This window comes from Pacificibacter marinus, from assembly GCF_018860665.1.
Classification (GTDB): domain Bacteria; phylum Pseudomonadota; class Alphaproteobacteria; order Rhodobacterales; family Rhodobacteraceae; genus Celeribacter; species Celeribacter marinus_A.
The window spans coordinates 62,830-75,027 of sequence record NZ_JAHKPK010000014.1 but is presented as its reverse complement, the minus strand read 5'-3'; the positions used below and the strand labels follow the sequence as shown (position 1 = coordinate 75,027).

The following is a 12,198-nucleotide window of genomic DNA, read 5'->3' as shown; positions in this document are numbered from 1 at the left end:
GAGTGATTTAAGGTGAACTTATCGTGAGTGTCTCAGCAGATAGCATCGCGGCCGCAATCAGCGCCGCAAAGGGCCGTGGATTGCCCCCCGTGGATCTTTGGAATCCGCCATTTTGTGTTGATCTGGATATTCAAATCAAACGTGACGGCACGTGGTTTTACCTTGGCACGCCGATTGGACGGGTGCGATTGGCGCGCCTGTTCTCGACCGTGTTAAAGAAAGAAGGCGATAACTATTTCTTGGTCACGCCTGCCGAAAAAGTCGGGATCACGGTCGAGGACGCACCGTTTTTGGCGATAGATTTTGACGTGGCAGGCACGGGCACGGAACAGGTTTTAACCTTTCACACTTCGATGGGCGATGAGGCGGTTTTAGACGCGCAGCACCCTTTGCGTGTTGAAACCCGTGCTTCGGGTGAACCTGCGCCATATGTCGAAATCCGGTCCGGACTTGATGCACTCATTGACCGAAAAAGCTTTTTTCGTTTGGCCGAATTGGCCGTTGAGCACACAATAGAGGGCACGCCACACATTGGCCTGTGGTCCTCTGGTCAGTTTTTCAGCCTCGACACGACCTCAACAAGCGAAAGCCCTTAATGCCAAAAAGCGTCGCCCGTTCGGGGCAACGCTTTTCGAAATCATATCGCGGTTGGATCAATCACCAAGTTTGGCGTGAACCTCATCCAGATCAATTTCAGCAATCGGAAATTTGTTGGCCGGATTTTCAAAATCATATTTGAACAGTTGGAAATCGCGTTTGTAGATTTCCCAAATCAAATGTTTGGACAGATCATCAAAGTAGTCTTCAACAGGGTGAAGACGTTTGGGGCCATGTCCCTCGGATTCGTTAAAGCGTGGAATATTGGTCAGATCCACTTTATGCGGCGTCTGGATTGCATCCAAAACCTCTTGCATTCCATCATTGAACGTCTCGGTATAGACGATTTTGTCGTAGCGCCCGCCATTGACGATGAATGTCGACACATGGCCAGACATCGCTGACCAATGGATGTCGGGGTCCATAGGGCGACGAAACCGAATGGTGTCACGCACGAACAATAAGAACCGACGGAACGATGCGATTTGGTCGAACTCTTGTTTGCCGTCGTCCCCGCCCACTTCGATGCCGTATTTTTGCACAAGCTGCGGCACCATGTTGCCACGGTAGCGTCTGCCATTGCGTTGAATGCCACAGATTTTGTCAAAGAATGACGACAGCACGCGCGTATATGGATTGCGCACGCAGGTGAAGGCGTAAGACTTATGTCCCTGCGCGTTCGCTTCGATCAAAGGCTGGCTGTCTTCTTGCGACCATTTATGCATACGATCTTTGCTGTCATGGATATCGCCGTCGAAAAATTCGCCATGATCTGAATAAAACATGATCTGACCAATGGTCGAACACGCACATTTTGGAACAACGCGGTACACCACGCTTTCACTCTCGGTCATCCAAGTTCCTGGAAAGCCCATATTGACCCGTTCTCCTCAAGACTGCACACAAGCAACGTTTTGCACTTTAAAAGCAAATTAGGCTTGTTTATTCAATAACTGGTTACGATTATAATCAATAATGCGGCAAAAATGAGGATACGGTTTCCATAATGGCACGAATTGCATTCATTCTTCTGTGCCACAAAGACCCAGAAGCGATCATAGATCAAGCCCGCAGACTGACTGCGGCAGGGGATTACATCTCAATCCACTTTGATGCTCGCAGTGGCCGTGCTCCTTTTGAGAAGATTCGCGAAGGTTTAAAAGACAACCCAAACGTCGCATATGCCACCAAACGCATCAAATGTGGTTGGGGCGAATGGTCTCTTGTTCAAGCGTCCTTGTACGCGGTCGAGGCCGCAGAAAAGGCATTTCCACGCGCGACGCATTTTTATATGGTCTCTGGAGACTGCATGTCTGTGAAAACAGCAGAATACATGCATAACTTTTTGGACCAAGAGGACGTGGACTATATTGAGAGTTTTGATTTCTTCGAATCAGAATGGATCAAAACGGGGATCAAAGAAGAGCGCCTTATTTTTCGTCACTGGTTCAATGAACGCACACAAAAATGGCTCTTCTACCAAAGCTTTTGGCTGCAGCGCCGTCTTGGGCTTCAACGCGAGATCCCTGCCGACATTCAAGTTCAAATCGGATCGCAGTGGTGGTGCTTGCGCAGACGGACGATTGAGTGGATCTTAGAATTCACTCGCAAACGTACCGATGTGATGAGGTTCTTCCGCACCACATGGATTCCCGACGAGACATTCTTTCAAACTTTGGTCAGGCATTTGGTGCCCGAAACCGAAATTCAGGCGCGCACGCTGACCTTTTTGATGTTTACCGATTACGGCATGCCCGTGGTTTTCTACAATGACCATTATGATTTACTGGTCACACAAGACTTTCTATTCGCACGTAAAATTTCCCCAGAAGCCACTGAACTCAAAAAGAGGCTTGGCGATTTGTTCGCGGCCAAAGGCGTGGAGTTTCAAATATCTGGTGAAGGGCGTTCTTTGTATAAGTTTCTCACCGGACGGGGACGCAATGGTCGACGTTTCGCACAGCGATTTTGGGAAACCGAAAGTTCGCTCGGGCGTGACCGCGAATTGTTGATGATTGTCTGCAAGAAATGGCATGTTGCCAAACGGCTTGTGGCCGAAATCAAAGAACACAGCGATGTGCCCTGCATCGAATATCTGTTTAATGAAGAAAGCACCCCCCTGCCCGATTTAGGTGGGATCGAGAAAAGTCTTGAAAAACGCACACGCCACCGGCGCGCGTGGGTGCGCATGTTGTTCGATTACTTTGAAACTGATCGCTTGGTGGTGTGTTTGGATTCTGACGGGTTGGATCTGATCAAAGATTTTTACAGTGACCGTTCTGGCACGCGATTGTTGGAAATCGAATGCGAGTTTACCGACGAATATCTTGAAGGGCACGCCAAACGCGTGGGGCTTGCAGGCGACCAAACACCCCATGATGCGCTCGAAAAACTGCTTCCAACACTTAAATCCGACATCAATCATGAATATGATGGCATTCGCGACGCAGATTTTGAGAACCATGAGCGTATTTCGCAAACAAAAACGCCAGAAGAAAACGCAGGCCCCATCGCGCGATTCTTGAAAATATCGTATGAAGACGCCTTAAAAATCGCCAACACAGACTATTTATTTTACGACTAAGCCAAAGGACTGCCCATGGCCTATATCTATGATGATCAAAACATTTTCGCTAAAATTTTGCGCGGTGAAATCCCGTCCAAACCTGTGTTTGAAAGCGATCACACCATCGCCTTTCCTGACATTTCACCACAAAAACGCGTACATATTTTGGTGATCCCGAAAGGTCCATATCGCTGTTATGACCACTTCGTTACCACCGCAAGCGATGCAGAACAGCTCGATTTTTTCAAATCTGTTGCCCTCATCGCCAAGCAGACAGGCACATCCGAGGCACATGGCGGCAATGGCTATCGCTTAATCACCAACTCTGGCCCTGACAGTCACCAAGAAGTGCCACATTTCCACGTGCATCTGTTGGGCGGCGAAACATGTGGCCCATTGACTGCAAGCTAGACACACCCAACCAAAGTAAACAAAAGCCCCGCTGAGATCAGTGGGGCTTTTGCTTGAACAACTCTCAAAATGGGTGTGCTCGCGCGTTACTTTCCAGAGGTCAAATCCACAAAGACATCCTCTAGATCCGGGTCAACCGTGCGCACATCGTCAATGACAATGCCCGCCGCCTTCACCGCATCCAAAATCACGTTGGCCGAGGTTTTGGAGCGCGAATAGGAAAAGGACAGAGATCCGTCAACCTTGCGATCCAAGGTGACCCCGTCGGGCAAATCAAACGATTCAGGCACGCCGCCCTCAGGCTCAATCACCAAAGTCTTTGCATCCATCGCCCCGATCAGGTTCTTTGTGGTATCGCGCGCGACAACTTCGCCGTGGTTGATGATCGCAATTTCGTCACACATTTCTTGTGCTTCTTCCAAGTAATGCGTCGTCAAAATAATCGTGGTGCCGTAAGTTTCGTTCAAGCGACGCACATTGGTCCACAACATGTGACGCAGCTCGATATCCACCCCTGCAGTCGGTTCATCCAGCACCAAAACTTGCGGGTTGTGCACAAGCGCTTTGCCCAACAAAAGACGACGCCGCATCCCCCCCGACAAGGTGCGCGCATAGGCCTCGGCCTTGTCACTCAACCCGACCATCTCGAGAATCTCATCAGATCGGCGATCTTTTTTCGGCACGCCGTAAAGGCCTGCCTGCACTTCCAACGCACCGCGCGGGGTGAAAAACGGATCAAGATTCAATTCTTGCGGCATCACGCCAATGGCCGCACGCGATTGACGCGGATTGACGTCTTGGTCAAAGCCCCAAATCTTGGCTTGGCCAGATGTTTTGACCACAAGCCCGGCCAGAATATTGATCAAAGTGGATTTTCCGGCTCCATTTGGCCCCAATAGTCCAAAAATAGACCCTTTGGGAATGTCCAGATCGATGCCTTTGAGCGCCTCTTTGGCAGGTGCTGCACCTTGACCACGATAGGTTTTGCGCAGGCCTCTGATCTCAATAGCATTGCTTGTCATCGTCTCTCCCTTTCGCGCGGGGGTTTCCTGCGCTGATCTTATCGCACCCCCTTGCCCGTGGCGCGCGGATCGCTATCATATGTCGTTGACATAAGCCGTCTAAACAAGTTCGGCAACAGTGACCGCCTGCGCACCCCTTGTGCATATAGAACAAGGAATGCACTCAGCCAAAAGTGAGCGACAAACATGACCACCGATGCCCCAGAAACCGAAATCGTATCCACTTGGAAAGTGGCCTGTGATGGCTCCGAAGGCGCTTTAGGCCACCCGCGTGTTTGGTTGGTGATTCCGCATGACACAGGATTCGTTGAATGCGGCTACTGCGATAAAAAATTCGTCCACACCTCATCGAAATTGGAAAGCGAGGCTTAAGCCACGCTTTTTCGCCCTTCCACCATGGGTTAGATTTTTTCAAAACAGCCGCGCTGACGCCGGCTGTTTTGTCATGTTTGACCACATGACGCATCGACCCCAAAAAACACTGCGCAAGCTTGGCGCTTTAACACGATCACAGCTTGCAGGTGGGGGACCCCTTCGTGTTATCAAAGCGGGGCAGATTTACACAAAGGCGGCATGCATATGACTTTCGGCAAGGGACATCACCTTCACCTTATTGACGGCTCCGCCTTTATTTTCCGCGCCTATCACGCATTGCCACCTTTGACACGCAAATCTGACGGCCTGCCAGTGGGCGCGGTGTCCGGCTTTTCGAACATGTTGTACCGCTATATCGAGGCCAACACTGGCCCCGATGCGCCAACACATGCGGCTGTGATTTTCGACCACTCCGGCGACACGTTTCGCAACAAAATCTACCCGCAATACAAGGCCAACCGTCCGCCAGCCCCCGAAGATTTGCGCCCCCAGTTTTCGCTGACCCGTGACGCCACGCGCGCTTTTAATATTGCGTGCATCGAGGTCGAAGGTTTTGAAGCCGACGACATCATCGCAACACTTGCGTGCAATGCGCGCGATGCGGGCGGGCGCGTCACCATTATTTCGTCAGACAAAGACTTGATGCAGCTGATCGGCGGGGGCGTTGAAATGCTCGACCCGATGAAAAACAAACGCATCGATTCCGAGGGCGTGGAAGAAAAATTCGGCGTTGGCCCCAACCGCGTTGTTGATGTTCAGGCGCTCGCAGGCGACAGCGTTGATAACGTACCCGGCGCGCCCGGCATTGGCATCAAAACGGCCGCGCTTTTGATTAATGAGTACGGTGATCTTGAAACGCTATTGTCGCGCACAGATGAGATCAAACAGCCCAAACGCCGCGAAAGTCTGCAAAACAACGCAGAGCTGATCCGCATTTCACGTGATCTGGTAAAACTGGATTGTGAAATGAAGCTGGATTTCTCGCTGGAAAGCCTTGAGGTCAAAGAGCCGAATGTCGACGATTTGGTCGCATTTTTGGCCAAAATGGAATTTCGTACCATTGTCAAACGCGCGACCGAGCGTTTTGGCGTTGAGGCACCGGCAATACCGGATGCGCCAGCCTCAGCAAACACAAGCGCAAACGCAATACAACAATCAGCGCAACCTGCGGCCAAACCGTTTGATTTGGATGCCTATGAGCATGTCCGCACCATCGGCGCGTTGGAGCGCTGGATCGAGGCCATCTATGAGCGTGGCTATGTCGCCGTCGACACCGAGACCATGGGCTTGGACGCGATGCAGGTCGATCTGGTCGGGATCTCTTTATGTATCGAGGCGGGCCAAGCCTGCTACATTCCCCTCGCGCATAAAGCAGGGGATGACGATCTGTTTGGCGGCGACAGCTTGGTCGAGGGTCAGCTGCCGCTTGATCTGGTGATCGATACCCTGCGCCCCATGTTGCAAGACCCAAGCATCGTGAAAATCGGCCAGAACATGAAATACGATGCCAAGATTTTCGCGCGCTACGGCGTCACTGTCGCGCCTTACGATGACACCATGTTGATGTCTTACGCCTTGCACGCAGGGCTGCACAATCACGGTATGGATGCCCTGTCTGAGCGCTATCTCGACCATACGCCGATTCCAACCAAAGAACTGTTGGGCTCAGGCAAATCCATGATCACCTTTGACAAAGTGGAGCTTAGCAAAGCGATCAAATATGCCGCCGAAGATGCAGATATCACCCTGCGCCTGTGGCAGGTGTTCAAGCCCAAGCTGCATATCGAACAGGTCACCACAGTCTATGAGACGCTGGAACGCCCCTTGTCACCTGTGCTGACCCAAATGGAACGCAATGGCATCAAGGTTGACCGTGATGTCCTATCGCGCATGTCAAACACCTTTGCCCAAAAAATGGCAGGGCTTGAGGCGGAAATTCAAGAGCTTGCAGGTCAGCCGTTTAACGTTGGCTCGCCCAAGCAGCTCGGTGAAATTCTGTTCGACAAAATGGAATTGCCCGGTGGTAAAAAAGGCAAAACCGGTGCCTATGCCACAGGTGTCGACATTCTTGAAGACCTCGCATCCGAGGGCCATGAATTGCCAGCCCGCGTGATGGATTGGCGTCAATTGTCCAAGTTGAAATCGACCTACACGGACGCGCTGCAAACCTTTATCAACCCAGACACAGGGCGCGTGCATACGTCGTATATTCAAACAGGCGCAGTCACTGGCCGCATGTCGTCGTCTGATCCGAACCTGCAAAATATCCCTGTACGTTCAGATGAGGGGCGTAAAATTCGCGAGGCCTTCGTGGCTGATGCAGGCAAGAAACTAATCTCACTGGATTACAGCCAGATCGAGTTGCGTATCTTGGCCCATGTCGCCAAGATAGACAGCCTCAAGCAAGCCTTCCGCGACGGTCACGACATTCACGCCATGACCGCGTCTGAGATGTTCAATGTGCCAATGGAAGGCATGGACCCGATGGTGCGCCGTCAAGCGAAAGCCATCAACTTTGGTGTCATTTACGGCATCTCTGGCTTTGGCCTTGCGCGCAATCTGCGCATTCCACGCAAAGAGGCTCAAGGCTTTATCGATCGTTATTTTGAGCGCTTTCCCGGCATCAAAGAATACATGGATGAAACGGTCGCTTTTGCGAAAGAGCATAAATACGTTCAAACGCTGTTCGGTCGCAAAATCCATACGCCTGAGATTGCCGCCAAAGGTCCGCAAGCGGGCTTTGCCAAACGCGCCGCAATCAATGCGCCGATCCAAGGCACCGCTGCCGATATCATTCGCCGGGCTATGATCCGAATGCCCGAAGCCATCAAAGACCTGCCCGCCAAAATGCTGTTGCAGGTCCACGATGAATTGATCTTTGAAGTGGATGAAGACGCCTGCGATCCAGTGATTGAAGCCGTGAAAGACGTGATGGAAAACGCCTCGGAACCCGCTGTGAAACTGGATGTACCGATTGAAGTTGATGCAGGCATTGGCAACAACTGGGCAGAGGCGCATTAGCGTCAACTTAGCCTCAAGGCATATAGGAAAAGGCGCGTGAGACTGATCTCAACGCGCCTTTTTTAATGTCTATTTGCAGGCTTAGTTAAACGGCACAGACACGCGAAATTGCAACGTCTCAAGGCCGGGGTTCACCTCCAACAGCTCTGCATTTGAGCGGTGGTCATAGGACAGGGCGTAGCGCCATCCATTGTCCGCCTCATAACCAAGCTCAACACCTGAGCGGAAATGGATATTACCGCCAATGTCTACGCCATCGCCCTTGTCAAAAAGGCCACCCATCAAGTGAAGTTGGGCATAAATGCCTGTGTCAGCCAGCTCTTTGGTATAAGCGGCGCCAGCACCGGCCCAAACCGCACCTTGACCTGTAAAAGAGGCCCCTATGATGGGCTGAAACGGTCCGTATTTTTTGCCAAAGTCATACCGAAAATAGGCTTCATGCGACACATAGTCTTTGTTAAACTCAACCAATCCTGTTGAGATAGAAAGACGTGAGGCTTCGTCAGATTGAGCCAAGCACCCAGAACCAGATCCAGATCCACAATCGTTCAGGACCATATCAAGGCTACCAAACAACAAAAATGCGGCTGCCATAGCTCCGTCCATCACATAATCCTATCTTAATTGATCGCGTTCACCGGGAACCTAGAGCAGCCCAGCGTCTTTGAAAAGGGCCTTAAGATCGGCCTCTGGACGGGGGCCAATATGCGAGATGACTTCAGCCGCGGCGACACAGCCCATTTTGCCAGAGATTTCCAAACTTTGCCCCGTGGCATAGCCGTATAAAAACCCTGTCGCAAACTGGTCGCCCGCGCCGGTCGTATCAACAGGTTGCACACGTTCGACAGGCACGACAATCTGCTCATCCCCTTGCACCAGCACAACACCACCTCCGCCGCGCGTACAAACCACCAAGCCGCATTCAGCCGCCGCAATTTCAAGCGCAGAAGACAGGTCGGTTTGATACAGGCTTTCCCATTCGTGTTCATTGCCGATCACAAAATCCATCTCTTTGACGAACTGTCTGAAATCATCACGATGGCGATCAACACAGAACGGATCAGACAAAGAAATGCCAACCTTGCCACCAGCCGCATGGGTCAATTTAGCCGCTTGATCAAACGCCGCCTTACCCATGTCTTTGTCGTAAAGATATCCCTCGAGAAACATAATTTCTGTGTCAGAGGCAGCATCTGCGTTCACATCGGCTGACGAAATCTCAGAAGAAATCCCAAGATAGGTGTTCATAGAGCGTTCCCCGTCAGGAGACACGAAAATCATGGATCGCGATGTCGGCAACTCGCCGCCTGCAACTGGCGGGTTCACGAAAGCCGTGCCATCATTTTCCATCTCTTGCGCATAGAATCGCCCCAAAGCATCGTCATGCACACGACCTATGAAACCTGTTATTAACCCAAGATTGCCCAAGCCTGCCAAAGTGTTGGCGACAGAGCCACCGGGCGTTTGCACACGGTTTTCCATCGCTCCGTACAGCATCTCGCCACGCGATTGTTCCACCAGTTGCATGATGCCCTTTTCGATGCCCATGAGCTCTAAAAAGCTATCATCCGCTTGCGTAATCACATCCACGATCGCGTTGCCGATGCCGACAACTTGGTAGGTTTTAGTCAAAATTCTTCTCCTCAAAGGCGCAGATGTCTCGTATCAGACAGGTGCTACACAAAGGTTTACGCGCCTTGCAGGTGTAACGACCGTGCAGGATCATCCAGTGATGTGCGTGTTGTTGAAATTCAGCGGGAATATGGTCTTCGATGGCACGCTCAACCGCGACGACGTCTTTGCCGACAGCCACACCAGAGCGATTGCCAAAACGCAAGATATGCGTATCGACGGCCTGCGTTGGCACATGCCACCACATATTCAGCACGACATTCGCAGTTTTGCGTCCCACACCCGGAAGGCTTTCCAAAGCGGCGCGCGACGAGGGCACGATGCCGTCAAAATCATCGACCAAGATCTGTGCAGTTTTCATTACATTCTTGGCTTTTTGGCGAAACAACCCAATGGTTTTGATATGTTCTGTCAGCCCTTCGATCCCAAGATCAAGCATCTTTTGCGGAGTATCAGCAATCTTGAACAGCTCTTTGGTGGCCTTGTTCACCCCCACATCAGTGGCCTGCGCAGACAGGGCCACCGCCACAACCAATGTATAGGCGTTGGTATGATCAAGCTCGCCTTTTGGCTCGGCCTCGGCTGCGCGAAAGCGTGAAAATATTTCAAAGATCGTGTGATAATCGAGTTGTTTAACCATAGTTCGCTTAATGCCTTTTTGTGACCTTAACGGCAAGGCTCGGGTTTTTATAAAATGCACACCAAATCAGCTATCGCAGCGAATACTGCCTTGATCTATTCACCGCATGCGCGCCACAAGACTTCTCAGCAAACGCGGCTGAGACCACGGAGGCTTAGCGCATTTACTCTTTGATCAAGTTTCGGGTCGCCTCACGGCCGCATTTCGTGTGAGTATCCCCTTAAACACATGGGGACCAAAATGACTGTTGAAGATCGTTACCACTATCAGGTCATTCGTCGTGCAATCTCGCACATCGATCAGGCGAAAGCCCCTGTAACGTTAGAGGGGCTGGCCACGGATCTAGGAATGAGTTCGCAGCATTTTCAAAAAGTGTTTTCGAAATGGGCTGGCGTCTCGCCCAAACGTTATCAGCAATATTTGACCTTGGACCATGCCAAAACATTAATGAAAACGCGTCACACTTTGCTAGACGTGGCGAGTGACGTTGGCCTGACGTCCACAGGCAGGCTGCATGATTTGTTTTTACGTTGGGAAGCCATGTCTCCGGGCGATTATGCTCGCAAGGGCGCAGGCTTACACATTTCTTTTGCGTGGCTTGAGACACCTTTTGGCGAAGCTTTGGCCATGGCCACACCACGGGGCTTATGTGGCCTAGGATTTACATCTGAAATCGGGCGCGCGGCGAGCTTTGCCGATCTGAGTGGGCGATGGCCAAATGCAACCTTTGTCGAAAATATCGACGAAGTGCGCCCTTTTGTAGACGCGGCCCTTTCAGGTGGCACAGCGCAGCTTCAATTGATCGGTGGCCCGTTTCAAATCAAAGTCTGGGAAGCGCTGTTGTCGATCCCATCCGGCGAGGTCACCACCTATGGCGATATCGCCACGGCCATCGGAAATCCGAAAGCCGTGCGCGCAGTTGGGACAGCCGTCGGGCGCAATCCAATCAGTTGGCTGATCCCCTGCCACCGCGTGTTGCGCAAGTCTGGCGATTTGGGAGGGTATCACTGGGGCACGCCGGTCAAACGCGCTCTCTTGGCCTATGAAACCGTGCGATCTGAGGCCAGGCCTTAGACAAACTCATAAGCACTTTTCCGCCAGTTTTTCACTGCATGCGTTATGGCGCTGCGCATCCCGCCAGACGTAAGATAAAAGATGCATAAAAGCAGTTTAACAAAAAGGTAGTCTCATGAAGACCCGCACCCTTATCGCCTTTCCCCTTGTCGCAGCCGTCGCTTTAGCCGGATGTATGGACAGCAGTAATATGAGCGACCCGGACTCCAAAGCCCGCCAAGGCGCCGTCGCGGGCGCGGTTCTCGGTGGCATCGTTGGCCTATCACAGAGTGACGGCAAGCTTGGCAAAGCCGCCGTGGGCGCCGTGATTGGCGGCGCTATCGGCGCTGGTATCGGCGGTACGCTTGATCAACAGGCCGCTGACCTGCGCCAAGACCTTGGCAATGATGACGTTCAAATCGTCAATACCGGTTCAGAACTGGTTGTGACCTTGCCACAGGACATCTTATTCGCCACCGACAGTGCCGTTGTGCGTGCGGGGCTTCAATCTGATCTCGGTGCGCTTGCTCGCAATTTGCAAGATTACCCATCGACGACAGTTCAGGTCATTGGCCATACCGATAACACGGGCGATGCAGGCTACAACCAAGAGCTGTCCACACGTCGCGCCTCAGCCGTATCTACAATTCTGCGGGCAAACGGCGTCGAAGCCTACCGTGTGAACGCTTACGGACGTGGAGAAGACGCGCCCGTGACAACCAACCTTACACCAGAAGGCCGCGCACAAAACCGCCGCGTTGAGATCATTATCACGCCCGCTGCGTAAGTCACTTTCCTACTCTTTTAAAAGGCCGGCTCCTTGTCCGGCCTTTTTTCATGGCCAGCAGCACGACTTGGTCATATAAATTGACCAATCATAT

At 51.9% G+C, this 12,198-nt stretch carries 12 protein-coding genes; 7 read left to right on the top strand and 5 right to left on the bottom strand.

The genetic code is table 11. The features are described from left to right. The first annotated feature begins 23 nt into the window (after positions 1-23). Positions 24-596, top strand: coding sequence for a DUF1285 domain-containing protein (locus KO497_RS03000; RefSeq protein WP_215942479.1), 573 nt, complete (start codon positions 24-26; stop codon positions 594-596). Between the two features lie 57 nt (positions 597-653). Here the strand turns inward: KO497_RS03000 and KO497_RS02995 are convergent, their stop codons facing one another. After that, entirely contained in the window at positions 654-1,472 is an 819-nt protein-coding gene (locus KO497_RS02995) for a sulfotransferase family protein (protein WP_215942478.1), read from the bottom strand. 131 nt (positions 1,473-1,603) lie between these two features. Between KO497_RS02995 and KO497_RS02990 the strand changes: the two genes are divergently transcribed. Further along, the gene (locus tag KO497_RS02990; protein ID WP_215942477.1) at positions 1,604-3,181 is read left to right on the top strand and encodes a DUF5928 domain-containing protein; all 1,578 of its coding nucleotides are present in this window, start codon (positions 1,604-1,606) and stop codon (positions 3,179-3,181) included. A gap of 15 nt (positions 3,182-3,196) precedes the next feature. Beyond that, positions 3,197-3,574: an HIT domain-containing protein gene (locus KO497_RS02985; protein WP_215942476.1), complete on the top strand. Its 378-nt coding sequence runs from the start codon at positions 3,197-3,199 to the stop codon at positions 3,572-3,574. 86 nt (positions 3,575-3,660) lie between these two features. On the opposite strand, the gene KO497_RS02980 is transcribed toward KO497_RS02985, so the two are convergent. After that, on the bottom strand, positions 3,661-4,596 hold the full coding sequence (locus KO497_RS02980) for an ABC transporter ATP-binding protein (protein WP_215942475.1): 936 nt from the start codon (positions 4,594-4,596) through the stop codon (positions 3,661-3,663). 186 nt (positions 4,597-4,782) lie between these two features. Here KO497_RS02980 and KO497_RS02975 point away from each other — a divergent pair, with 186 nt between their 5' ends. Next, positions 4,783-4,968 carry a zinc-finger domain-containing protein gene (locus KO497_RS02975; RefSeq protein ID WP_215942474.1) on the top strand — a complete coding sequence of 62 codons (186 nt, stop codon included), beginning with the start codon at positions 4,783-4,785 and terminating at the stop codon, positions 4,966-4,968. 207 nt (positions 4,969-5,175) lie between these two features. Then, positions 5,176-7,992 carry a DNA polymerase I gene (gene polA, locus KO497_RS02970; RefSeq protein ID WP_215942473.1) on the top strand — a complete coding sequence of 939 codons (2,817 nt, stop codon included), beginning with the start codon at positions 5,176-5,178 and terminating at the stop codon, positions 7,990-7,992. Positions 7,993-8,073: 81 nt separating this feature from the next. Here polA and KO497_RS02965 read toward each other — a convergent pair whose 3' ends face one another. The 3 genes from KO497_RS02965 to nth are packed head-to-tail and all read right to left on the bottom strand — an operon-like array spanning position 8,074 to position 10,264. After that, the gene (locus KO497_RS02965; RefSeq protein WP_252729485.1) at positions 8,074-8,586 is read right to left on the bottom strand and encodes an acyloxyacyl hydrolase; all 513 of its coding nucleotides are present in this window, start codon (positions 8,584-8,586) and stop codon (positions 8,074-8,076) included. Positions 8,587-8,637: 51 nt separating this feature from the next. Then, a complete protein-coding gene (locus KO497_RS02960; RefSeq protein ID WP_215942471.1) occupies positions 8,638-9,624 on the bottom strand; it encodes an adenosine kinase in 987 nt (328 codons plus the stop codon). After that, complete coding sequence (gene nth / locus KO497_RS02955) at positions 9,617-10,264, bottom strand: endonuclease III (RefSeq protein WP_215942470.1); 648 nt, start codon at positions 10,262-10,264, stop codon at positions 9,617-9,619. The genes KO497_RS02960 and nth overlap by 8 nt, the downstream gene beginning before the upstream one ends. A gap of 240 nt (positions 10,265-10,504) precedes the next feature. Here nth and KO497_RS02950 point away from each other — a divergent pair, with 240 nt between their 5' ends. After that, positions 10,505-11,338: a methylated-DNA--[protein]-cysteine S-methyltransferase gene (locus KO497_RS02950; RefSeq protein ID WP_215942469.1), complete on the top strand. Its 834-nt coding sequence runs from the start codon at positions 10,505-10,507 to the stop codon at positions 11,336-11,338. Positions 11,339-11,453: 115 nt separating this feature from the next. Beyond that, entirely contained in the window at positions 11,454-12,104 is a 651-nt protein-coding gene (locus KO497_RS02945; RefSeq protein WP_215942468.1) for an OmpA family protein, read from the top strand. The last annotated feature ends 94 nt before the right edge of the window (positions 12,105-12,198 follow it).